At 66.7% G+C, this 23,805-nt stretch carries 19 protein-coding genes; 12 read left to right on the top strand and 7 right to left on the bottom strand.

The window, feature by feature from the left end; all coding sequences use genetic code 11:
* Nucleotides 1–63 precede the first annotated feature (63 nt).
* From VER16_RS10690 to VER16_RS10705, 4 genes are all read left to right on the top strand, one after another.
* Nucleotides 64–948 carry a M23 family metallopeptidase gene (locus VER16_RS10690; RefSeq protein WP_324807947.1) on the top strand — a complete coding sequence of 295 codons (885 nt, stop codon included), beginning with the start codon at nucleotides 64–66 and terminating at the stop codon, nucleotides 946–948.
* 66 nt (nucleotides 949–1,014) lie between these two features.
* Nucleotides 1,015–2,619: a peptide chain release factor 3 gene (locus tag VER16_RS10695; RefSeq protein ID WP_324807949.1), complete on the top strand. Its 1,605-nt coding sequence runs from the start codon at nucleotides 1,015–1,017 to the stop codon at nucleotides 2,617–2,619.
* Nucleotides 2,620–2,772: 153 nt separating this feature from the next.
* Nucleotides 2,773–3,411, top strand: a complete 639-nt coding sequence (gene trhA / locus VER16_RS10700) for a PAQR family membrane homeostasis protein TrhA (RefSeq protein ID WP_324807950.1) — start codon at nucleotides 2,773–2,775, stop codon at nucleotides 3,409–3,411.
* Nucleotides 3,412–3,493: 82 nt separating this feature from the next.
* Complete coding sequence (locus VER16_RS10705) at nucleotides 3,494–5,467, top strand: AsmA family protein (RefSeq protein ID WP_324807952.1); 1,974 nt, start codon at nucleotides 3,494–3,496, stop codon at nucleotides 5,465–5,467.
* A gap of 487 nt (nucleotides 5,468–5,954) precedes the next feature.
* Here VER16_RS10705 and VER16_RS10710 read toward each other — a convergent pair whose 3' ends face one another.
* The 3 genes from VER16_RS10710 to mtgA form a co-directional block, all read right to left on the bottom strand.
* Nucleotides 5,955–6,386, bottom strand: coding sequence for a CBS domain-containing protein (locus VER16_RS10710; RefSeq protein ID WP_324807954.1), 432 nt, complete (start codon nucleotides 6,384–6,386; stop codon nucleotides 5,955–5,957).
* Complete coding sequence (locus tag VER16_RS10715; protein WP_324807956.1) at nucleotides 6,346–7,365, bottom strand: glycosyltransferase family 2 protein; 1,020 nt, start codon at nucleotides 7,363–7,365, stop codon at nucleotides 6,346–6,348. The genes VER16_RS10710 and VER16_RS10715 overlap by 41 nt, the downstream gene beginning before the upstream one ends.
* Nucleotides 7,366–7,543: 178 nt before the next feature.
* Nucleotides 7,544–8,290, bottom strand: a complete 747-nt coding sequence (gene mtgA / locus VER16_RS10720; protein ID WP_324807958.1) for a monofunctional biosynthetic peptidoglycan transglycosylase — start codon at nucleotides 8,288–8,290, stop codon at nucleotides 7,544–7,546.
* A 77-nt stretch (nucleotides 8,291–8,367) separates the two neighbouring features.
* Between mtgA and VER16_RS10725 the strand changes: the two genes are divergently transcribed.
* From VER16_RS10725 to VER16_RS10740, 4 genes are all read left to right on the top strand, one after another.
* The gene (locus tag VER16_RS10725; RefSeq protein ID WP_324807960.1) at nucleotides 8,368–9,261 is read left to right on the top strand and encodes an Hsp33 family molecular chaperone HslO; all 894 of its coding nucleotides are present in this window, start codon (nucleotides 8,368–8,370) and stop codon (nucleotides 9,259–9,261) included.
* 118 nt (nucleotides 9,262–9,379) lie between these two features.
* Nucleotides 9,380–10,237 (top strand): hypothetical protein, encoded by an 858-nt coding sequence (locus VER16_RS10730; RefSeq protein ID WP_324807962.1) that lies wholly within the window; start codon nucleotides 9,380–9,382, stop codon nucleotides 10,235–10,237.
* Nucleotides 10,238–10,618: 381 nt separating this feature from the next.
* Entirely contained in the window at nucleotides 10,619–13,396 is a 2,778-nt protein-coding gene (locus VER16_RS10735; RefSeq protein ID WP_324807963.1) for a TonB-dependent receptor, read from the top strand.
* A gap of 83 nt (nucleotides 13,397–13,479) precedes the next feature.
* Nucleotides 13,480–13,950, top strand: coding sequence for a hypothetical protein (locus VER16_RS10740; RefSeq protein WP_324807964.1), 471 nt, complete (start codon nucleotides 13,480–13,482; stop codon nucleotides 13,948–13,950).
* A gap of 153 nt (nucleotides 13,951–14,103) precedes the next feature.
* On the opposite strand, the gene VER16_RS10745 is transcribed toward VER16_RS10740, so the two are convergent.
* The gene (locus VER16_RS10745; RefSeq protein ID WP_079222832.1) at nucleotides 14,104–14,706 is read right to left on the bottom strand and encodes a TetR/AcrR family transcriptional regulator; all 603 of its coding nucleotides are present in this window, start codon (nucleotides 14,704–14,706) and stop codon (nucleotides 14,104–14,106) included.
* A 141-nt stretch (nucleotides 14,707–14,847) separates the two neighbouring features.
* Here VER16_RS10745 and VER16_RS10750 point away from each other — a divergent pair, with 141 nt between their 5' ends.
* Together VER16_RS10750 and VER16_RS10755 are read left to right on the top strand one after the other, a co-directional pair.
* A complete protein-coding gene (locus VER16_RS10750) occupies nucleotides 14,848–15,765 on the top strand; it encodes an alpha/beta hydrolase (RefSeq protein WP_324807968.1) in 918 nt (305 codons plus the stop codon).
* On the top strand, nucleotides 15,762–18,239 hold the full coding sequence (locus tag VER16_RS10755) for an acyl-CoA dehydrogenase (RefSeq protein ID WP_324807970.1): 2,478 nt from the start codon (nucleotides 15,762–15,764) through the stop codon (nucleotides 18,237–18,239). The genes VER16_RS10750 and VER16_RS10755 overlap by 4 nt, the downstream gene beginning before the upstream one ends.
* A gap of 140 nt (nucleotides 18,240–18,379) precedes the next feature.
* Here the strand turns inward: VER16_RS10755 and VER16_RS10760 are convergent, their stop codons facing one another.
* On the bottom strand, nucleotides 18,380–18,736 hold the full coding sequence (locus VER16_RS10760) for a DUF1304 domain-containing protein (RefSeq protein ID WP_079222835.1): 357 nt from the start codon (nucleotides 18,734–18,736) through the stop codon (nucleotides 18,380–18,382).
* Nucleotides 18,737–18,815: 79 nt separating this feature from the next.
* Nucleotides 18,816–20,144, bottom strand: coding sequence for an NTP/NDP exchange transporter (locus tag VER16_RS10765; RefSeq protein WP_324807972.1), 1,329 nt, complete (start codon nucleotides 20,142–20,144; stop codon nucleotides 18,816–18,818).
* A gap of 284 nt (nucleotides 20,145–20,428) precedes the next feature.
* Here VER16_RS10765 and VER16_RS10770 point away from each other — a divergent pair, with 284 nt between their 5' ends.
* Nucleotides 20,429–21,829 (top strand): serine hydrolase domain-containing protein, encoded by a 1,401-nt coding sequence (locus VER16_RS10770; RefSeq protein ID WP_324807974.1) that lies wholly within the window; start codon nucleotides 20,429–20,431, stop codon nucleotides 21,827–21,829.
* A 96-nt stretch (nucleotides 21,830–21,925) separates the two neighbouring features.
* Here VER16_RS10770 and VER16_RS10775 read toward each other — a convergent pair whose 3' ends face one another.
* Nucleotides 21,926–22,684 (bottom strand): SDR family NAD(P)-dependent oxidoreductase, encoded by a 759-nt coding sequence (locus tag VER16_RS10775; protein WP_324807976.1) that lies wholly within the window; start codon nucleotides 22,682–22,684, stop codon nucleotides 21,926–21,928.
* 114 nt (nucleotides 22,685–22,798) lie between these two features.
* Here VER16_RS10775 and VER16_RS10780 point away from each other — a divergent pair, with 114 nt between their 5' ends.
* Complete coding sequence (locus tag VER16_RS10780; RefSeq protein WP_324807978.1) at nucleotides 22,799–23,692, top strand: LysR substrate-binding domain-containing protein; 894 nt, start codon at nucleotides 22,799–22,801, stop codon at nucleotides 23,690–23,692.
* Nucleotides 23,693–23,805: the final 113 nt, after the last annotated feature.

Below are 23,805 nucleotides of genomic sequence, written 5' to 3' on the forward strand. Positions count from 1 at the left end.
GCGCCCGGTCCCCGCGTTCAGGATCCGCTACAGTCCCCAGCGCCCTTTCCGCTGGATCCGTCGATGCCCCGCCTGCCCCTGTCCTGCCTGCTGCTGCCGCTACTGGCCAGCGCCACCGTCCACGCCAGTGACTGGCGCCAGGGCTGGGGACTGGTACCGAAGCCCGGTGCTGCCGCGGCCGGCGACGACGCCCCGCAGGCCGCGCCGACCACCCAGCTGCGCCTGCAGGCGATGGGCGGGCAATGGCAGGCGCGCATCGACAATCCCCTGGCCGGGCCGGTGCAGATCGAACTGCGGCCGGCGCCCGGTGGCGCCATCGAGGGCCTGCCGGTGCGGTCACTGGTCCAGGGCGGTGGCAGCCTGGTGATCGGCCACCTGCCGGCCCCCGCCGAGGGACGCAGCCTGGACGTGCGCCTGCAGTCGGTGCCGGGCAATCCTGCCGCGCAGGCCGAGGACGTGGCCTACCGGCTGCCGTTCGAAGCATCGCAGCTGCGCGTGGACCAGGCCCCGAACGGACGTTTCAGCCACCAGGATGAAGAGAACCGCGATGCGGTGGATTTCGCCCTGCCCGAGGCCACCCTGGTGATGGCCGCACGCGAGGGCACGGTGATGCAGGTGCAGGACGGCTTCAAGGCCAACGGCCAGGATCGCGAACGCGATGCCGGCCGGGCCAACTTCATCCGCATCCTGCACAGCGATGGCAGCATGGCGCTGTATGGCCACCTGCAGGCCGGCGGCATGCGTGTGCGGGCCGGCCAGGCAGTGCAGGCCGGGCAGCCGATCGGCCTGTCCGGCAACAGCGGCTACAGCACCGCCCCGCACCTGCACTTCGTGGTCCAGGTCAACCGCGGCATGGGCCTGCGCTCGGTACCGGTGCGCATTTTCACCGCGCAGGGCCAGCTGCAGTTCGCCCGCCAGGGCGACGCCGACGGTGGCACCGGGCGCTGACCGGCCCCGGCCGGTATAATCGGGCGCTTATCTCTTTGAAAAGCGCCCCGGGCGGGCGCCACTGCCATGTCCGAAGTCGCCAACGAAGCGTCGCGTCGCCGCACCTTCGCCATCATTTCCCACCCTGACGCCGGCAAGACCACGCTGACCGAAAAGCTGCTGCTGTTCGGCGGTGCGATCCAGATGGCCGGTTCGGTGAAGGGCCGCAAGGCCGCCCGCCACGCCACCTCCGACTGGATGGCGCTGGAAAAGGAGCGCGGCATCTCCGTCACCTCCTCGGTGATGCAGTTCCCGTACGAAGGCAAGATCGTCAACCTGCTCGACACCCCCGGCCATGCCGATTTCGGCGAAGACACCTACCGCGTGCTGACCGCGGTGGACTCGGCGCTGATGGTGATCGACGTGGCCAAGGGCGTGGAAGAGCGCACCATCAAGCTGATGGAAGTGTGCCGCCTGCGCGACACCCCGATCATGACCTTCATCAACAAGCTCGACCGCGAGGGCAAGGACCCGATCGAGCTGCTGGATGAAGTGGAGACCGTGCTGGGCATCCAGTGCGCCCCGGTCACCTGGCCGATCGGCATGGGCCAGCGCCTGAAGGGCGTGGTGCACCTGCTGACCGGCGAAGTGCACCTGTACGAACCGGGCCGCAACTTCACCCGCCAGGATTCGACCATCTTCCCGTCCATCGATGCGCCCGGCCTGGCCGAGAAGATCGGTGCACAGATGCTGGCCGAGCTGCGCGATGAACTGGAACTGGTGCAGGGCGCCAGCCATCCGTTCGACCTGGACGCCTACCGTGCCGGCAAGCAGACCCCGGTGTTCTTCGGCTCGGGCGTGAACAACTTCGGCGTGCAGCCGCTGCTGGACTTCTTCGTCGAGCACGCCCCGCCGCCGCAGGCGCGCACCACCACCGGCCGGGTGATCGCGCCGGAAGAGAACAAGCTGAGCGGCTTCGTGTTCAAGATCCAGGCCAACATGGACCCCCAGCACCGCGACCGCGTGGCCTTCATGCGCATCTGCTCGGGCCGCTTCACGGCCGGCATGAAGACTTTCCATGTGCGTACCGGCAAGGACATGAAGCTGGCCAACGCGCTGACCTTCATGGCCAGCGACCGCGAGATCGCCGCCGAAGCGTGGCCGGGCGATGTCATCGGCATCCACAACCACGGCACCATCTCCATCGGCGATACCTTCACCGAAGGCGAAGCAGTCACCTTCACCGGTATTCCCAACTTCGCCCCGGAACTGTTCCGCCGTGCCCGCCTGCGCGATCCGCTCAAGCTGAAGCAGCTGCAGAAGGGCCTGGCCCAGCTGTCCGAAGAGGGTGCGACCCAGTTCTTCCGCCCGCTCACCAGCAACGACCTGATCCTGGGTGCGGTGGGTGTACTGCAGTTCGACGTGGCCGCCTACCGCCTGAAGGACGAGTACGGCGTGGAAGCGACCTTCGAGCCGGTCAGCGTCACCACCGCCCGTTGGGTCCAGTGTGGCAACGAGAAGAAGCTGGAAGAGTTCCGCGAGAAGAACGCGCTGAACCTGGCCCTGGATGCGGCCGGCCATCTGGTCTACCTGGCCCCGACCCGGGTGAACCTGCAGCTGGCCCAGGAACGCGCGCCGGACGTGCGCTTCTCGGCCACCCGCGAAGCGGCGCACACCGTCCCGGCCGGTTGATAGCGAGGGGTCGGATCCGCGCCCGGTAGAGCCACGCCATGCGTGGAGGGGCGCGGATTCATCCCCCATACGGTGACGGGGGTGCAAGCGCCCGCCATCGCGGCGATGATAGGGGGGCTGCGGGTCCCCCTCCCCGCGAACCACGTCATCGCCATGTCCTCCACGACTGTTGCTTCCATCCGTGAAGAAATCGCCAGCGCCCTGACCCACGGACTGGGCGCCGTGTTCGCACTGGCCGCCGGTGCGGTGCTGATCACCCTGGCCGCCATCTACGGCGACGGTTGGCAGCTCGCCAGTGCCATCGTGTTCGGTATCGCCCTGCTGCTGCTGTACACCGCGTCCACGCTGTACCACGCCATCCAGCACCCCACCGCCAAGGGCCGGCTGAAGGTCTTCGACCACTGCGCCATCTACGTGCTGATTGCCGGCACCTACACCCCGTTCACCCTGATCGGCCTGCGCGGCCCCTGGGGCTGGGGGCTGTTCACCGCCATCTGGGCACTGGCCCTGGGCGGGGTGGTGTTCAAGCTGTTCTATACGGGCCGCTTCAAGGCGCTGTCCACCGGCATCTACATCGCCATGGGCTGGCTGGTGATCGTAGCGATCAAGCCGATGTGGGCCTCCATCGACGGTGGCACGCTGGCCTGGCTGTTCGCCGGTGGCCTGTCCTATACGCTGGGTACCTACTTCTACCACCGCGAATCCATCCCCTATTCGCACGCCATCTGGCACCTGTTCGTGATCGGCGGCAGCGTCTGCCACTTCGTTGCGGTGACCATGCAGGTGCTGTAAACCGGCCAGCCGGCGCCGATGTGCACGCCGTGCACATCGGCGCTTCGCGCGCCGTCCACCCGGGTGGGGCAACCATGGCAGCGTGAATACTGCCCCTTCCCCTGCTGCGCCGCGCGCCTCGCGCTGGCGCCTGCGCCGCCCCGGCCGCCGCGGCCAGCGCTGGCTGGCCGTACTGGTCTTCCTGCTGGCCGCACTGCTCATCCTCATCGCCCTGTGGGACTGGAACTGGTTCAAGGGCCCCGTGGAGCGCGCGGTGCAGGCCCGTACCGGCCGCGCCCTGCACATCGGCCACCTGGATGTCGACCTCGGCCGTACCAGCACGATCCGCGCCGATGCGATCACCTTCGCCAACGCGCCATGGTCCAAGCAGGCGACCATGGCCAGTGCCGACCGCGTGGAGATCGATGTGCGGGTCTGGCCGCTGCTGCGCGGCAGCATCCAGCTGCCCGAGGTGCGCCTGACCCGCCCCGACGTGCTGCTGGAAGCCGCCCCGCGCAAAGGCGAGGCCGGCAACTGGGATTTCCTGCCGGCCAGCGATGGCAACAGCTCGCTGCAGCTGAAGGGCCTGCGCATCGATGATGGGCGCCTGCAGTTCCTGGATGCGCTGGGCCGCACCGACATCCGCGTCGGCGTGCGCAGTGGAAACCCCAGACAGGCCGATGCTGCCCCACCCCTGCTGGTGAAAGGCCAGGGACGCTGGCAGGGCAATCCGTTCACCCTCAGCGGTGGCACCGAATCGCCGCTGCAGCTCACCGACAGCGCGCATCCGTTCCGCATCCACCTCGATGGCCGCGCCGGGGCGACCCACGCCGTCGCCACCGGCACCCTGACCAACCCGTTCGCACTTCAGGTCTTTGACCTGCAGTTCGCGCTCAGCGGCCAGGATCTGGCCGATCTCTATCCGCTGCTGGGCATCGCCATCCCACCGTCGCCACCGTATGCGCTCAACGGGCGGCTCAAGCGTGACCACACTGTGTGGCGCTACGAAGGGTTCACCGGCAAGGTCGGTGACAGCGACCTCGGCGGCAACCTGCAGTTCGAAGTGGGCCGCGACCGCCCGCGCCTGACCGCCACGCTGGAATCGCGCCGGCTGGACTTCGATGATCTGGCCGGTTTCGTCGGCGCCCCGCCGAAGACCGGCGGCGGCGAGACCGCCAATGCCGAACAGAAGGCCCAGGCCGCCCAGGTCGCCGCCAGCCCGCGCGTGCTGCCGGACACGCCGTACAACCTGGGCAAGCTGCGCGCGATGGATGCCGACGTACGCTGGAAAGCGCACCGCATCAACGCGCCGTCGCTGCCGCTGGACGACATGGACGCGCACCTGTTGCTGGATGATGGCGTGCTGCGTCTGGACCCGCTGAACTTCGGCGTGGCCGGTGGTGACATCCGCAGCACGATCCGCATGGATGCGCGCCAGCCGCAGATCGCCACCGCTCTGAAGGCCAGCGTGCGCGGCGTGCAGCTGGGCCAGCTGTTCCCGGATGCGAAGCTGGCCGAGCAGGCCAAGGGTGGCATCGGTGGCAACGTCGATCTGAGCGGGCGCGGCAATTCGATCGCCGCGATGCTGGGCAGCAGCAGCGGCGGTGTGGGTCTTGCGATGGGCCGCGGCCATGTCGGCAACCTGGTGATGGAACTGGCCGGGCTGGACATCACCGAGTCGCTGAAATTCCTGGTGACCGGTGACAAGCAGATTCCGTTGCGCTGCGCCTTCGCCGATTTCGGCGTGCGCGATGGCCTGATGACCAGCCAGGCGCTGGCGGTGGATACCACCGACACGATCATCATCGGCGAGGGCACGGTGAGCCTGCGCGATGAGCGGCTGGACCTGCTGCTGAAGCCGCGGCCGAAGGACAAGAGCATCCTGGTGCTGCGCTCGCCGCTGCGTATCGGCGGCACGTTCAAGGATCCCTCGTTCCGACCGGACTTCAAGGCCCTGGGGGTTCGTGGTGTGATCGCCCTGGCGCTGGGCAGCATCGCCCCGCCGGCCGCACTGCTGGCCACGATTGAAACCGGGCCGGGCAAGGATGCCAACTGCGGTGGGCAGTACGCGAAGTAGGTTTACGGCGTTGTTCGGCGGCGCCTCTGTTGATCCTGGTTTGAGTGGGACGGGTGGGCCAGTCAGGACACGCCGTAAACCCATCCATGGGGGCTCGTAGGCGCCATCCATGGCGCCTGCGGTCCTGCCTGGCCCACCCGTCCCACTCCTGACAGTTTCCTGCGCGCGGAACGAGAGCGGAAATTCAAAATCAAAAGAAAAAGCAGAATCAAAAGCTGTGCCAACCAAGGTTGGCAGCTACCAAAAGCACGGTGCGGCGAGTGCTTGCACCCGCGCTCGCGTGAACGTGTCCAGAGGCGGAGGGCATGGCCGTGCAGGACCGTTGGCGCCATGGATGGCGCCATCGAGCCCCCATGGATGGGTTTACGGCGTGTCCTGCACGGCCATGCCCTCCGCCTCCCCACGCATCAGGAAGGCGCTGCTCTTGATCTCTGGCTCTTGCTTCGAAAAGCGGGCCGGCGGGCTGCAAGCCCGTCAGCGAAAAAACTCATCCGGCCACGATGTACTGCTGCAGGTGATCCAACTCCCGCCGCTGTGCGTCGATCACCGCTTTGACCAGGTCACCGATGGAGATCACGCCCAGCACCGACCCACCCTCCACCACCGGCAGATGGCGGATGCGGTAGTCGGTCACCAGCTGCAGGCAGTGTTCCACCTGCTCGCCCGGTGACACCGTCACCACCTTCGCGGTCATGATCTCGGACACGGCGGTATCGCGCGAGGAACGGTCATGCAGCACGATCTTGCGCGCATAGTCACGCTCGGAAAGGATGCCGACCAGTCGCGGCCCCTCCATCACCAGCACCGCGCCAATGCCCTTCTCGGCCATCAGCCGGATCGCATCGAGCACCGCCGCGCCCGGCGCGACCGCATGTACTTCAGGGGACTTGCCGTCCAACAGTTGCCGTACCGACGTCATCTGCCTGCCCTCCCAGGGTGGGTTGCAGGGCCGAGTCTGCCACGGAAGGTGCTAGCCACGCGTCAACCAGGTAGAGCGGCCGCTGCTTGGATTCCTCGTACAGGCGCCCCAGGTACTCACCGATCAGGCCCAGGGCGATCAACTGCACCCCGCCCAGGAACAGGATGACCGCCATCATCGTCGGCCAGCCCGCCACGCGGTCGCCATACAGGGCCGCCTTGAGGATCACCCACATTCCGAACACGAACGCCGCCGCCGCTGTTGCCAGGCCCAGGTAGGTCGCTGCCCGCAGCGGCACCGTGGAAAAGCCCGTGATGCCTTCCAGCGCGAAGTTCCACAGCCGCCAGAGGCTGAATTTGCTGCTGCCGGCCACCCGCGCGTGGCGATGGTACGGCACCGCCACGCGACGGAACCCCACCCAGCTGAAGAGTCCCTTCATGAAGCGATGCCGCTCACGCATCTCGCGCAGTGCGCTCAGAGCGCGCGAGGACAGCAGGCGGAAGTCACCGGTATCGGCCGGAATCGGCGTACGCGACAGGCGTCCGATCACCCGGTAGAAGAGGGATGCGGTCGCACGCTTGACCCAGCCCTCGCCATCACGCACCAGGCGCGTGCCATAGACGTTGTCATAGCCTTCGCGCCAGCGCGCGACGAACTGCGGCACCAGCTCCGGCGGATCCTGGCCATCGGCATCGAGGATCATCGCCGCGCCCTCGCGCACCAGGTCCAGACCGGCGGTCAGGGCCGCCTCCTTGCCGAAGTTGCGCGAGAGCCTGAGTGCAGACACCCGCGCATCGGACTGCGCCAGGCCAGCGATCACCTCCCAGGTGCCGTCATGGCTGCCGTCGTCCACATACAGAATGTGGCCTTCGACATCCCCCATATCGTCCAGCACCGCGCACAGCCGAGGATGCAGGCAGGGCAGCGCCTGGGCTTCGTTGTAGGCGGCGATGACCAGAGTGAGGCGTTCGCGTGTCATGGCCGGATTGTACGTGGCTGGCGGGCCTGCAGCTCAGTGCCAGTCACCCGCGCCTGGCAGCTGCCAACCTTGGTTGGCAACAGCGTTTGATTCTGCTTTTTGCTTTTGAATTCCCGCCCTCGTTCCGCGCGCGCAGGAAACTGTCCGAAGGCGGAAGGCGCCGCGAAACGACCGCCCGTTACTCCTCCAGATACCCCGCCCCACCCAGCTGCCGCGCCTGCCGCTGGATCCACGCCGCCCGCCGCTGCACATACGGCCCCGGCTTGGCCGCGCTGTAGCGCCGCGGTGCTGGCAGCACCGCCGCCAGCCGCGCGCTCTCGCCCGGTGCCAGCCGCGATGCATCCTTGCCCCAGAACTGTTTCGCCGCTGCCTGCGCGCCGTACACCCCATCACCGAATTCGGCGATGTTGGCGTACATCTCGAGAATGCGTTGCTTCGGCCAGAACGCTTCGATCAGCACCGTGTACCAGACCTCCAACCCCTTGCGGATCCAGCTGCGGCCCTGCCAGAGGAACAGGTTCTTGGCTACCTGCTGGCTGATCGTGCTGGCCCCGCGCAGGCGCCCGCCACGGGCGTTGTGGTCACGCGCCTTTTCGATGGCCTGCAGGTCGAAACCGTTGTGCTCCGGGAAGCGCTGGTCCTCGGCGGCCACCAGCGAGATCGGCAGGCTCGGCGCCATCTGGTCCAGGTCGCGCCACTGGTAATGCAGGCGGTAGGACCAGTCGCCCTCGCCCAGTGCCTCGCCATAGCGCCACAGCATCACCGTGGACAGCGGCGGGTCGATGAACCGCAGCACCAGCACCTGCAGGCAGCTGAAGCCCACGAACAGCACCGGCAGCCACAGCAGCCGCCTCCAGCGCCAGCGCCGGGGGGCCGGCGTGTCCGCCACGGCCTCCACCTTGTTCTGTTCTCCCCCTGCCCCCATTACTGGTGCATCCTTCTCATGCTTGGTTGTCGGCGCATTATCCGGCAACCGCCCCTGTTTACGCGCGATGTGAGCCGATGACCGCCCAATCCGATTCCCTGATCCGCTTCCTGCTGCCCGACGCCGGCGTCCGTGGCGTCCATGTACAACTGCAGGCCACCTGGCAGGAAATCCTGTCCCATGCCGTCTACCCGGACAACGCCGCCGAGCTGCTCGGCGAGGCCTGCGTGGCCTCGGCCCTGTTCACCGGCCACACCAAGGTGGACGGGCGCCTGTCCATCCAGCTGCGCAGCAGCACCGGCCTGCGCACCCTGTTCGCCGAATGCACCGCGGCCGGCACCCTGCGCGGCATCGCCCAGCTGGCCGACGGCGCTGACGCTCCCCGCGACCTGTCCAGCCTGGGCAGCGACGCGCTGCTGGCGATCACCATCGAGAACCCCGGCCTGGACCCGCGCGAACCGCAGCGCTACCAGAGCCTGGTTGCCTTGACGGCGCCGGCACTGGATGAGGCCTTCGAGGACTACTTCCGCCAGTCCGAACAGCTGCCGACGCGCCTGCTGCTGGCCGCCGACCGCGACGGAGCCGTGGGCCTGCTGCTGCAGAAGCTGCCCGGCGACGAAGGCGATGATGATGGCTGGGCCCGTGCCAGCGCCCTGTTCGACACCCTCGGCAAGGCCGAGCTGCTGGCCACCCCGGCCGAGCAGATGCTGCACCGCCTGTTCCATGAAGAGAAGCCGGAACTGATGGGCAGCAAGCCGCTGGCCTTCGGCTGCTCCTGCTCGCGCGAGCGGGTGGCGTCGATGCTGGTCTCGCTGGGCGAGGAAGAAGCCCGCGCGGCCGCCGAAGACACCGGATCTGTAGAAGTCCGCTGCGAATTCTGCGGACGGGAGTATCACTTTCCGTTGACGGAGTTCGGCATACTGTTTCACGGTGCCGAGGGGTCTGTACCGGCACCTGAACGGCTTCAATAAAAAGCGGGTCTTGTGTTCTGGGGAGGATCAAGGCTTGTTAAGATTTCATAAACACCCTAGGATCGAGTTCCCGCCCCAGCGGGAACTTCCGTTGCCCGTCCCTGTCTGAACTGGTCCGATGCGTACCTTCCTGCGTCTACCGCTGGCTCTGCTGATCGCCCTTGGCGCGGTCACGGGCGCGCATGCGCAGAGCAAGGACACCCGCACCGTGCTGCCGGTCTGGAACAAGGGCAGCGGCAAGGTCGAGGCCCTGCTGTACCTGGAACCGACCGGTGAACAGGCCGCCGGTGCCCGCTGGCACTTCGGCCGCAACTCACTGGATGCCGCGTTCGGTCTGTCCTCGGGCGACTCGCTGGGCCTGCTCTGCAACAACAGCAGCGGCAGCAGCATCAGTGGGTTGGCCAGCCATTGCATGCTGGCCAGCCTGGGCGATGATGATGACGCCATCGGCTCCGCGAACCGTCGCCTGACCGGCACCGCCGCGCTCAACCGTGGCAGCAACCGCCTGGGCATCACCGCCGGCAGCGGCCGTGAAACCCTGCCCGCCTGGCTCGCCTCGCCCAACAAGACCCCGTCCCTGCGCGCCGAGCAGAACGACCTGACCGTGTTCGCCCAGCGCAACATCGGCCGCGAAGGCTTCGTTTCCATTGCCGGCACCTATGCCAAGGCGCGCCTGGTACCGATTGCCGATGCATCGCCGGCGCTGGTCGACCGCTGGGACAGCAAGAGCCTGAGCCTGGGCGCCGGCTACGGCAACTTCACCGGCAGCATCATCGGCCGCGTGGTCGACGTCCCCGGCAAACCCGGCAAGTGGGAAGGCCTGGGCATCGGCCTGACCTGGCGTACCCCGTGGTCAGGGCAGTTGACCGTTGGCGCGGAAAACGTGATCAGCCGCGGCAAGAATCCGTTCTCGCCCCGCAATGAAAGCAATGACGACGGCACCGTGCCGTACGTGCGCTACGAGCAGGACCTGTAACCGGCCCAGTGCCGTAGGTCATTGCCGGATGCATCAGAGGGCGCCCAAGGGGCGCCCTTCCTGTTTCTCCATGTATCCATAGCGGCAAAACGGGGTCAAGTTGATACATGCCGACATGTAACGACATGTATCAACAGAAACTTTTTTGCTGACAAAACGATACGAAGATCTCTGCCAAGTCTCAGTCATGTGCCACAAATCATTGAATCGAAAGGATTCGGTGAAGGCGCAACGGTCTGCTTGGGCGAAAGTTAACGTAGCTTTAATTTTTGAGGAGCCGCCGTTACTATCGATTCAGCCTCGCGTTTTTTGGAACGACTTTTTCGATCCGCTCGCAGGCCAATCACCCAGCCAAGTTTTCCTTGGAGAGAGAGAGAGCCAATGAATTTCAAGTCCAACAAGCTGCGCGATGCGGTTGTCATCGCGCTGGTCGCCGGTGCATCGGTGGCGACCGCCCAGGCACAGGAAGCCGAAACCACCGGCGCGACCAACCTGGATCGCATCCAGGTCACCGGTTCGCGCATCCGTTCGGTTGACGTGGAAACCTCGCAGCCGGTGTTCGTGATGGACCGCCAGGCCATCGAGAAGCAGGGCCTGACCTCGGTCGCCGACGTCCTGCAGCGCATTTCGGCCAACGGCGCCGGCCTCAACACCAACTTCAACAACGGTGGTGACGGCTCCTCGACGATCAGCCTGCGCAACCTCGGCTCCGAGCGCACCCTGGTGCTGGTCAATGGCCGCCGCTGGGTCTCCAACATGTCCGGCTCGGTGGACCTGAACACCATCCCGGCCGCCATCGTGGAACGCATCGAAGTGCTGAAGGACGGCGCGTCCTCGGTGTACGGTTCCGACGCCATCGCCGGCGTGGTCAACCTGATCACCCGCAGCGATTTCGACGGTGCCGAGGCCAATGCCTACATCGGCCAGTACGACAAGGGTGACGGCCAGCGCACCGCGTTCGACGCCACCGTCGGCGCCAGCAGCGACCGCGGCAACCTGGTCATCAGCCTGTCCCGCGTCGAAGAAGACCAGGTCATGGCCGGCGACCGCGCGATCTCGCGTGAGCCGTACTTCGGCCTGGGTTCGGCCTACTACAGCAGCTACTCGGCCAACGGCAAGATCAACCGTGCCGCCTCCGCCGGTGGCAACCTGGCCCTGCGTCCGGGCGCGGTCGGCAGCGGCCTGGCCAGCGACCCGTACTACGCGCTGGACCAGTACGTCCCCTATACCTCCGACTTCAACTACAACTACGCCAAGGACAACTACCTGGCGACCCCGCAGAAGCGGAGTGCGCTGTTCGCGCAGGGTTCGTACAACCTGACCGACAACGTCACCTTCAAGATGGATGCGCTGTACAACGAGCGTCGCTCGGCACAGCAGCTGGCCGGCTTCCCGCTCAGCACCATCAACACCGGCCTGAGCCTGAGCGGCGACAGCTACTACAACCCGTACAACACCCTGTACGGCGGCGACGGTCGTGACGTCAGCTGGACCCACCGCCTGACCGAAGCACCGCGTCTGTACGACCAGAACAGCAAGACCAGCCACGTCTACCTGGGCCTGGACGGCATCTTCGAGTTCGCCGGTCGCCAGTTCAACTGGGATGCGGGCTACGCCTTCAACAAGACGAACGAAGTGGAGACCCAGGTCGGCGACGCCAACCTGCTGACCCTCGAATCGTCGCTGGGCCCGTCGGAAGTCCGCAACGGCCAGGTCGTCTGCGTTGACGCCCCCGGCGGTTCGGTGATCGACGGCTGCGTGCCGTTCAATCCGCTGTCGCCGGCCGGTGGCGTGACCCAGGAGATGCTGGACTACATCCTGTTCACCGCCCACAACACCTACCAGTACCGCAACGAAAGCGTCACCGCCAACCTGTCCGGTGAGCTGTTCGAACTGCCGGGCGGCTGGCTGAGCTTCGCGGCTGGTTTTGAGCACCGCAAGGAAAGCGGCTACTCCTCGCCGGACGCCTTCATTGCCAATGGCCTGACCTCGGGCAACGCGTTTGCGCCGACCTCCGGTGCCTACTCGCTGGACGACGCCTACATCGAACTGCTGGTTCCGGTGCTGAAGGATCTGCCGGGCGCCCAGCTGCTGGAACTGAGCGTGGCCACCCGCTACTCGGATTACAGCAACTTCGGCAACACCACCAACAGCAAGTTCGGCTTCAAGTGGAAGCCGTTCGACCAGCTGCTGGTCCGTGGTAACTGGGCCGAGGGCTTCCGCGCTCCGTCGATCACCAATCTGTACCGCGGCAACACCGACACCTTCGCCCAGTACTCCGATCCCTGCTCGTCCGATGGCCGCTTCGCAGGCGATGCCGGCGTGCTGGCCAACTGCTACAACCGTGGCGTGCCGGTCGGCTTCCAGGCCGAGTACAACAGCGGTTCCGGCGCGACCGGTGGCCAGACCATCTACCCGTTCACCCTGGGTGGCAACACCGCGCTGCAGCCGGAAACCTCGACCAGCAAGACGCTGGGCCTGGTGTACAGCCCGTCGTGGGCTGAAGGTCTGAACATCTCGCTGGACTGGTGGTCGATCGATCTGGAAAACCGTATCAGCAGCTTCGCTGCCAACACGATTCTGGACCGCTGCTACGTCGACAACGTCGCCAGCTACTGCGACCTGGTCACGCGTAATGCCGACGGCCTGGTCACCAATGTCTTCATTGGCCCGATCAACGCCGGCTACCAGGAAATCGAAGGCTACGACCTGACCGTCAAGTACCGCCTGCCGGAAACCAAGGTCGGTACCTTCGCCTTCACCCTGGATTCGTCCTACGTCAGCAAGAACCGCAGCCGCGATTCGAAGTCTGATGCCTGGGAAGCTCTGAACGGCAAGTACTTCGAGTCCGACCCGTACTGGCGCGTCCGTGGCAACCTGACCACCGACTGGACCTACGGCGACTTCAGCGCAAGCTGGATGATCCGTTACCGCTCGGGCCTGACCGAAGACGTCAGCGAGGGCCACATCGAGTCGGTTGCCTACCACGACCTGCAGCTGTCCTACAACCTGCCGTGGAATGGCACCGTCCGCATCGGCGCCAACAACGTGTTCGCCAAGGATCCGCCGGTGACCCTGGACGCGTTCGCCAACTCGTTCGACCCGCAGTACGACATCCCGGGCCGCTACATGTACATGCAGTACACCCAGCGCTTCTGATGACGGCTGCTGTCTGAGCCTGTAAGTTGGGAGATGGCCCGGTTCGCCGGGCCATCTCGTTTTCCACCAAGGAGGAGAGGATGATGAGCAACACCCGCAAACGGATCTTGACCGGCGTGCTCCTGGCCTGCGCGTTCCAGTTCACCGCATCTGCGCAGATCGGCTCGGCGGTCGATGTGAAGAAGCCCTTCGAGCAGCAGCGCCAGACCGTGCTTGCCGACCTCAACGGCGACAAGTACAGCGAGATCAGCCCCGACAACAAGAGCAAGGTGGCTGAGGCGATGAACCGCATCCAGCGTCATCTGGAGGGCGCCAGCAGCATCGACCGCCTGCCGGAGCCGACCCGGGTGGAGATCTTCAACGACCAGAGCCTGATCAACAACATCCTGACCCAGGCTGCGGCCGACAGCCGCCTGATCTGCAAGCGCGAGAAGACCATCGGTTCCAACTTCCCGCAGAACAACTGCCTGACCGTGGCCGAACGCCGCCGGCAGAAGAACACTGCACAGGATGACGTCACCCGCATGCAGCAGGTTCCGAAGAAGGTCAATTGATACCCGGCCGCCCGCAGACCTGCGTCTGCGGCAGCGCATGGCCCGCCTCACCGGCGGGCTTTTTTTTGGGTCTTTTCCCCCCGCACGCTGGGGAAATCACCCATCAAAAAAGCCGCAGCACCCTGCGGCTTCCTGCATGCCCGGCGGCATCGATCAACCGTTCGGAATCAACGTCTCGATCAGGTGCTCGACGTAGGCCTCGAAATCCTCACGCGCCTGCTTGGGCTGCTGCAGCTGCAGCGACAGCTGCAGGAAGCCGACGTAGGCCGCGTAAGCCAAACGTGCACGATGGCGCGCATCGGTCGAACTCAGCCCGGCCTGGCGGAACGAAGCCACCAGGTAGTCCAGGCGCCGCTGCGAGACCCGGTCGATCACCGGCCGCACCATGGGGTGGTCCAGCGCCTTCAGCAGCTCGCTGTAGATGATGTGCGGCTGCACTTCGTGCGCCACCATCTGGAACAGCTGGCGCAGCCGCGCGCGCGGATCGGGTACGTCTTCCAGGCTGCCGAAGACCTGCTCCTGCTCGAACAGTTCCCAGCGCTCCAGGGCCGCCTGCAGCAGCGCGTCGCGGGAGGGGAAATGCCAGTAGAAGCTGCCCTTGGTCACCCCAAGGCGGCGTGCCAGCGGCTCCACCGCGACGGCGCCCACACCTTGTTCAGCGATCAGATCGAGGGCCGCCTGTGCCCAGTCTTCGGCACTGAGGCGGCTGTTGCGGCCGGCACGCGGTTCGCCGGCAGAAGCGTCAGGTTGATTCATGGAGTGATTTAACCATACGGCGGGGTTCGTTGCAGTACGCCGTTGCGGTCGAAACCGTCGCGGGGCGGGCGATGAGGCCTTCTGCAGCGCACCATACTGCATGGTATTGACTTCCTTCACCGGCACTCCATACTAACGAGTATGGTTACGTCCCCTACTCCCGCTGCGTTCCGCGACCTGCATCTGGAGGCAGCCCATGGCGCCCGCTTGGCGGCGACGGCCAGCGATCACGGTCGCCGCGGCCGCGTGCTGTTCGCCCATGGCTTCGGCCAGACCCGGCATGCGTGGAATGCCACCGCGCGGGCGCTGTCCGCCGCCGGCCTGCAGACGCTGGCCTACGATGCGCGCGGCCACGGCGATTCGGACTGGAACGCCGCCGACCTGCCCTACCACGGTGAACAGTTTGCCGACGACCTGATCGTGCTGGCCGGCGAGCAGCCGCGGCCACCGGTGCTGGTGGCAGCCTCGATGGGCGGCCTGTTCGGCCTGCTCGCCGAATCGCGCTGGCCGGGCCTGTTCTCGGCGATGGTGCTGGTGGACATCACCCCGCGCTGGGATACCGCTGGTGTGGAGCGCATCCTCGCCTTCATGACCGCCCATCCCGATGGCTTCGCCTCGCTGGCCCAGGCCGCCGACGTGATCTCCGCCTACCTGCCGCACCGCCCGCGCAAATCCGAACAGTCGCTGCGGGCGCTGCTGCGCGAGGACGGCCACGGCCGTTGGCGCTGGCACTGGGATCCACGCCTGGTGGCCGAGCTGGCCCGCGACAGCGAACAGCACCAGGACGCGCTGGCCGAGGCCGCGCGCCAGGTGAAGTGCCCGCTGCTGCTGGTCAGCGGGGGCCGCAGCGACCTGGTCACGCCGCAGACCGTGGCCGAATTCCTGGCATTGGCGCCGCACGCGCGCCACGTACAGTTACCGCAGGCCACGCACATGGTCGCCGGTGATGACAACGACGCCTTTACCGCTACTGTGTTGGACTATCTGGACGTGTTGCCCGCAGCGGATGCTGCAGCTTCGTCCGCCATAAACGAGCACGTCACCGGAGCACGCTCATGAGCATCGTTCTTCCCTTCCTCGCCCTGCTGCTGGCAGGCGCGTTCGTCGCCTACCACCGCATGCGCCTTCTGACCTGGACGCTGATCAGCCTGGCCCTGCTGGCCGTCTGCTGGTTCGTGCCCTACGTCAACCAGACCGCCACGATCGTCGCTGCCGCCGTGCTGGCGGTGATCGCCGTGCCGCTGCTGCTGCCGTTCATCCGCAAGCCGCTGCTGACCGGCCCGATGATGAAGGTGTTCCGCAAGGTGCTGCCGCCGCTGTCGCAGACCGAGCGCATTGCCCTGGAAACCGGCTCGGTCGGTTTCGAAGGCGAGCTGTTCACCGGCGACCCGGACTGGAACATCCTGCTGAACTACCCCAAACCGCAGCTGACCGCTGAAGAGCAGGCCTTCCTGGATGGCCCGGTCGAAGAACTGTGCAGCATGGTCAACGACTGGGAAATCACCCACGTCCATGCCGACCTGCCGCCGGAACTGTGGGCCTTCATCAAGAAGAACAAGTTCTTCGGCATGATCATTCCGAAGGAGTACGGCGGCCTGGGCTTCTCCGCGCTGGCCCACCACAAGGTCATCCAGAAGCTGGCCTCGGTGTCCTCGGTGGTCAGCTCCACCGTGGGCGTGCCGAACTCGCTGGGCCCGGGTGAACTGCTGGTGCATTACGGCACCCAGGAACAGAAGGACCAGTACCTGCCGCGCCTGGCCGATGGCCGCGAAGTGCCCTGCTTCGGCCTGACCGGTCCGTTCGCCGGTTCGGACGCCACCTCCATCCCTGACTACGGCATCGTCTGCAAGGGCGAGTGGAACGGCGAGCAGGTGCTCGGCGTCAAGCTGACCTTCGACAAGCGCTACATCACCCTGGCCCCGGTCGCCTCGCTGATCGGCCTGGCCTTCCGCATGTACGACCCCGATGGCCTGATCGGTGAGACCCGCGACATCGGCATCACTCTGGGCCTGCTGCCGCGCGACACCGCCGGCGTGGAAATCGGCCGTCGCCACTTCCCGCTGAACTCGACCTTCCAGAACGGTCCGATCAAGGGCAAGGATGTGTTCATCCCGCTGACCCAGCTGATCGGTGGCGCGGCAATGGCCGGCAAGGGCTGGAACATGCTCAACGAGTGCCTGGCCGTGGGCCGCTCGATCACCCTGCCCTCCACCGCCAGTGGCGGTGCCAAGGCCGGCGCAGCCGTCACCGGTGCCTACGCGCGCATCCGCAAGCAGTTCGGCCTGTCGGTCGGCCGCTTCGAGGGCGTGGAAGAAGCGCTGGCCCGCATCGGCGGCAAGGCCTACAAGATCAGCGCGCTGTCGCAGGCCACTGCGGCTGCGGTCGACCGTGGCGACGTGCCGTCGGTGCCCTCGGCCATCGCCAAGTACCACTGCACCAGCATGAGCCGTGAAGTGATCTCGGACATGATGGACGTCATCGGCGGCAAGGGCATCATCCTCGGGCCGCGCAACTTCGCCGGCCGCAGCTGGCAGGCCGCGCCGATCGCGATCACCGTGGAAGGCGCCAACATCATGACCCGCAGCCTGCTGATCTTCGGCCAGGGTGCGATCCTCTGCCACCCGTGGGTGCTGAAGGAAATGAAGGCCGCGCAGGATCCGGACACCCGTGCCGGCCTGCAGGACTTCGACCGCAGCCTGTTCGGCCACATCCGCTACGGCATCTCCAATGCCGTGCGTTCGTTCTGGTTCGGCCTGACCGGCGCGCGCTTCGGTGCCGCCCCGGGCGACGCCTACACCCGCCGTTACTTCCGCAAGCTGGACCGCTACTCGGCCAACCTGGCGCTGATGGCCGACATCTCGATGATGACCCTCGGCGGCAAGCTGAAGTTCAAGGAATCGCTGTCCGGCCGCCTGGGCGACGTGCTGAGCCATGTCTACATGACCAGCGCCATGCTCAAGCGCTACCACGACGAAGGCGCACCGCAGGCCGACCAGCCGCTGCTGGCCTGGGCCTTCCATGACAGCGTGCACAAGATCGAAGAGTCGCTGTCGGCGGCCCTGCGCAACTTCCCGATCCGTCCGATCGGCTGGCTGATGTGGGCACTGATCTTCCCGCTGGGCCGTCGTGCCGAAGCCCCGGGCGACCGCCTGAGCCGCCGCGTGGCCGCCCTGCTGATGGCCCCGAACGAAGCCCGCGACCGCCTGGCCAGTGGCGTCTTCCTGACCCCGTGCGAGAACAACCCGGGTGGCCGCATCAACAGCTACCTGAGCAAGGCGATCATGGCCGAGCCGGTGGAGCGCAAGTTCCTGAAGGCGCTGAAGAGCAAGGGCATCGAGGCGCTGGACTTCAAGGCGCAGCTGGACGAGGCCGTGGCCGAAGGTGTGATCACCCAGGACGAACGCAGCCTGCTGGAAGAACTGCGCACGCTGACCCTGGACACCATCACCGTGGACGACTTCGACACCCACGAACTGCGCGCAGCCAGCTACTACGACCGCCAGCACAAGGACCCGCATTCGCAGGCCGCGTGATCGCCTGGGATACGCGGACATGAAAACGGCGGGCCTCGGCCCGCCGTTTTTGTTTGCAGGTTGCGGAGCCACGCATGGCGTGGCACTACTACCGCAGTAGAGCCACCCCATGGGTGGATGCGCGCAGCGCCATCAGGCAATCAGGCCGGCACGAACCACCAGGCCACCGCCGCCAGCAGCGCTGGCACCGCCTGGATGAAGAAGATCCGCTTGTTCACGCTCCACGCACCGTAGCAGCCGGCCACGATCACGCAGCCCAGCGAGAAGTTCACCAGCATCGGCAGGTGGTCGAACAGGCCCCAGAACAGGCCGGCGGCCAGGAAGCCGTTGTACAGGCCCTGGTTGGCCGCCAGCACGCGGGTGATCTCGGCCTTCTCCGGCGTATTGCGGAACGTCTTCAGGCCCAGCGGGCGGGTCCACAGGAACATCTCCAGCACCAGGAAGTAGACGTGCAGCAGTGCGACCAGCAGGGTCAGGGCGAGTGCGATCCAGTACATGCAGAGTTTCCTTGGTCAGGTTGACGGGTTGATGGGGTCGGCGCCCTCTCCATGGGAGAGGGCCCCGACCCCGCGCGACTCAGCGGTCGCGCGGCAGCTTCTTCTCTTCGCGCAGCACGCCGAACGCCGCCGCCGTCATGCACGCGGCCACCAGCATGCCGCCTGCGAACACTACATGCGAGCCGAACAGGGACAGCGCCTTGTGCACCCAGGTGAAGCTCAGGTCGGCGCCGCGGTAGACCACGGTGTCGATGGCCGCGCCGGCCTTGTAGCGCCACTGGCGGTCCACGCGGGTATAGATGGTCTCGCGGGCCGGCTTGAACAGCGAAAACTCGCTGGCCCGGGTCAGCACCTGCACCACCGCCACCATCATCGGCAGCGGCGACGCGGCCAGTACCGAGAAGCCGAGCAGGATGGCGAAGGCGGGAATCAGCAGCGCCGGCGCGATGCCGTGGCGCGACAGCAGCCAGCGGGTCAGGCTGAGCTGCAGCAGCAGGGTCAGCGCGTTCACCGCCAGATCGATGCGCGAGAAGAACGCGGTGCTGGCGGCCGGATCGCTGAAGGCGGCTCGCACGATGCTGGCCTGCTGGTTGTACAGCAGCGTGCCCACGCCCACGCCGAACACCACCAGGATCGCCAGCCAGCGCAGCAGCGGCTCGCGCACGATCAGCTTCAGGCCGTCGAGCACGCTGCCGCCCATCGGCTTTTCACCGGACACCAGCTGCTGCTCGCGCTCGCGCAGCACCGCCCAGTGCCGCAGCCGCCAGATGCAGAACAGGCACACCACCAGGAAGCCGGCCGAGACCAGCATCAGGTTGGCGATGCCCACGCGCTGCACCAGCGCGCTGGTGATGATCGGCCCCAGGAACGCACCGACGGTGCCGGCCGCGCCGATGTAGCCGTAGTACGCGCGTGCCTGCACGTTGCTGAAGACATCGGCCATGAAGCTCCAGAACACCGCCACCGCGAACAGGTTGAAGACCATCACCCACAGGAAGAAGGCCATGCCCCGCCCCGGCACGCCGCTGTCGAACAGCGCGTAGAAGCCCAGCAGGGTGACGATGAAGAAGCCATACACCACCGGCAGGAACACCCGCCGCGGGAAGCGGCTGACCAGCCAGCCGTAGACCGGCTGCAGCACCAGCATGATCAGGAACACACAGGTGAACAGGAACTGCAGGACGAAGTCCTTCAGGGCGATGCCATGGCTGGCGAACCAGCCGATCAGCAGCGGCGGGAACACCGTCTCCAGATCGGACGAAGCGGCCATCGCCTCGCGCACCGGGCGCAGCACGTAATAGCCGCTGAGCAGGCAGAAGAAGTACAGGAACGACCACCACAGCGCCGGCGATTCGCGCAGCGCAGCAACCAGCCCGCGCAGCGGCCCTTTGCCCGTGGCCGCGCTCACGCGGTGGCCCCGGCCGGGACGCGGCAGTTGGATGGCGGCATGACGGGCTCCGGGGGCGGTGAAGCGCGTACGTTAGACAATGCACTGCAACATCGCCAGCACGCCGTGCGCGATGCCCGCAGGCGGGCTCATGCGGAGGCCATCTGCGGGCGCGTCCAGACCCCGTCGCCGAGCGTCAAAAATCCAACTTTTTCAATCAGATGCGCATTCATCTTCGCTTTGTTTGTGCATAGGCGAAAAGCGGCGCTAGAATCACAGACAGCTGTCGCGCACGGGTCTCACCGATGAAGAAAAACAACCTGCGTCGTCCGGTCCGGACGGCGGCCACCGGTTTGCTGGGCCTGTTGATGCCCGTTGCCTTGTCCACCACCGCGCAGACACCGCCGGCCCTGCCGCCGATGCCGACCAACATCGAAGCTGCCGCAGGCCCGGCGGTCGCCCATACCCAGCCGGCGGCCTACCGCACCGGTCTGGTGCCGCAGGTACAGCTGCCTGCCGCCGGCTTCAACGTCGCCCATATCGAATCGATGGCGCAGCAGCTCACCTACGGCGAGCGCGTGCCAGGCATGGCCGTGGCCATCGTGCAGGGCGGCCGCGTCCTCAGCGCTCGCGGCTACGGCGTCACCGACGTCAACAATCCGCAGCCGGTCGATGCACACACCGTGTTCCGGCTGGCCTCGCTGTCCAAGGCCTTCGCCGGCACGATGGCTGGGCTGCTGGTCAACGACGGTACGCTGCGCTGGGACAGCAAGGTGACCGACTACGTGCCAGGCTTCCGCCTCAACTCGCCCGAGGCCACTGACCGCCTCACCGTGGCCGATGTGCTCAGCCACCGCGTCGGCCTGCCCTACAACGCCTACGACCGCGACATCGAAGGCAATGCCGAGTACTACTCGCTGACCCAGAAGCTGGCCAACACCAGCCTCAAGTGCCTGCCAGGCGACTGCTACGCTTACCAGAACGTGGCCTTCAGCCTGATCGGCGATGTGGTCTACGCCGCCTCGGGCAGCTTCTACGAACAATCGGTCGAGCGCCGCATCTTCAAGCCGCTGGGCATGAACGATGCCAGCCTCGGCCTGGCCGGCATCCAGGCCAGCTCGCGCTGGGCGCGTCCGCACGTGCGCAGCCGCAACGGCTGGGTGTCGCTGACGCCGAAGCCGACCTACTACCGCGTCGCCCCGGCCGCCGGCGTCAACGCCAGCGCCAGCGACATGGCGCAGTGGCTGCTGGCCCACACCGGCCACCGCCCCGACGTGCTGCCGGCACCGCTGCTGGCCACCCTGCATTCGAGCCTGATCAACACCCCGGGCGAGATGCGTTCGGGCTGGCGCCGCGAGCGCCTGCACTCGGCCGGTTATGCGCTGGGCTGGCGCACGTTCGATTACGCCGGCCACGACGTGGTCTTCCATGCCGGTGCGGTGCAGGGCTACCGCGGCCTGGTCGCACTGGTGCCCGAACGTGATCTGGGCATCGCCATCCTCTGGAACGGCGAAAGCGGCCTGCCCAGCGGCCTGCTGCCGACCGTGCTCGATTCCGCGCTGGGCCTGCCGGCGCAGCGCTGGCTGGACGTGGATACCGATTTCGGCAGCGACAGCCTGATGGCCGAAGGCGCAACGCCAGCACAGCAGGACAAGCGCAAGGGCAAGGGTGCCTCGGGCAACCGCGCGGTGGCCTCGCCGCGCTGAGCGCGGTTGCGCCTTGTAGAGTCGAGCCATGCTCCACTACCCGTGAAGCAGTCGAGCATGGCTCGACTCCACAAGAGCGGTGAAGCAGACGCACGGTCAGTGCGCGAAGTAGTGCATGCCGCCGTCCACCGGGATCACCGCGCCGGTGATGTAGCCCGCCAGCGGCGACGCCAGGAACGCCACCAGCGGCGCGACCTCCGCCGGTTCGCCGAAGCGCCCGATCGGAATGTTGCGGTCGATGAAGGCGCGTCGGCTTTCCTCGGTGGGATGCAGGCGGTCGAGGATCTGCGCGCTGTTGATCCGCCCCGGCGCGATCGTGTTGACCGTCACGCCCTGCGCCGCCACCTCCGATGACAGGCCCTTGCTCCACAGGTGCAGCGCGGCCTTCCCCGCCGTGGCGGCATTCACCGCACGCGGCTCCATCGAGCCGCTGAAGTTGATCACCCGACCCCAGCCCTGCGCCTGCATGCCGGGCAACAGCGCCTGGGTCAGCCGACGCGCGGCGGAGAAGTTCAGCGCCATCGCTTCCTCCCATACGTCATCGGCGGCGTCGACAGACGTCGGCCGCGAGCCACCCGCGGCATTGACCAGGATGTCCACGCGCTGCAGCGCGTCCTGCGCCCCGGCGGCGATGCGCGCCAGCTGCGCAGCGTCGGTGAGGTCAGCCGGCAGGATCAGCGGCGCGGCTGCACCGCTGGCTGCGATCTCCGCCGCCAGCGACTGCAGCGGCTGCAATCTTCGCGCGCTGATCGCGATGCGTACGCCGAGCGTCGCCAGCTGCCGCGCAACCGCCGCGCCAATGCCGCTGCCCGCGCCGGTCACCAGTGCGGTACGTCCTTCAAGACTCAGATCCATGGTGTTCTCCGTCATGCGTGGCCGGCACATCCGGCCCTTGCAGCGCATGCTCTTTGATCACCCCTGATTGATAAACTCCGCGCAGGTTTCAGCATTCAAAACCCGGAGTGTCAGATGAACCTGCTCGAGAGCATGCAGGTCTACGTGCTGATCGTGGACAAGGGCAGCCTCAGCGCTGCGGCTGCGGCGATGGACATCTCGGCGACGATGGCCGGCAAGCACCTGCGTGCACTGGAAGCACGCCTGGGCATGCAGCTGCTGAGCCGCACCACGCGCCGCCAGCACATGACGCCGTTCGGCGAGGACTACTACGCCCGCTGCCGGGACATCCTGCGGCTGGTGGAAGAGACCGATGCGCAGGCCGCCCACCAGCAGATGGCGCCGGCCGGCACGCTGCGCATCAGCGCACCGATGATCTTCGGCACGCACGCGCTGGTGCCGGCCCTGGCCGAGTACATGCAGCGCCATCCGCAGGTGCGGGTGGAGGCGAGCCTGAGCGACCGCGTGGTCGACCTGGCCGAGGAAGGCTTCGAAGCCGCGCTGCGCATCGGCAGCCTGGCCGACAGCGATGCGCTGGTGGCACGCCCACTGACACCCTACCGCCTGATGATGTGTGCCGCGCCGGCTTACCTCGCCCGCCACGGCACACCGCGTACGCTCGCCGAACTGGCGTCGCACCAGTGCCTGTCGTTCGAACCCCGCGCGCTGGCGCAGTGGCTGCAGGACGAGGCTGGCGGCCTCGAGCGTATCGCCGCTGCGCGCCTGCAGATCAACAACGGCGAGGCGCTGCGTGCGGCGGCGCTGCATGGGCTGGGCATCGTGCTGCAGTCGACCCTGCTGCTGGCCGCGGACGTGGCCGCCGGGCGGCTGGTGCAGCTTTTCCCGCAGCACGGCCAGGCCGGTCGGCCGATGCACGTGGTGTACGCGCACGATCGCTACCGTTCCACCCGCCTGCGCAGCTTCCTGGATTTCCTGGTGGAGCGGTTCCCGCCGGTGCCGCGCCTGTAGAGTCGAGCTTGCTCGACTGCCGGAAAATCAGTCGAGCAAGCTCGACTCTACAGGGGCGGTGAAGCAGTCGAGCAAGCTCGACTCTACAGTCCGGTCCACCGTCGCCCATAAAA

It is taken from the genome of Stenotrophomonas sp., assembly GCF_035634915.1.
In the GTDB taxonomy this organism is placed as follows: domain Bacteria; phylum Pseudomonadota; class Gammaproteobacteria; order Xanthomonadales; family Xanthomonadaceae; genus Stenotrophomonas.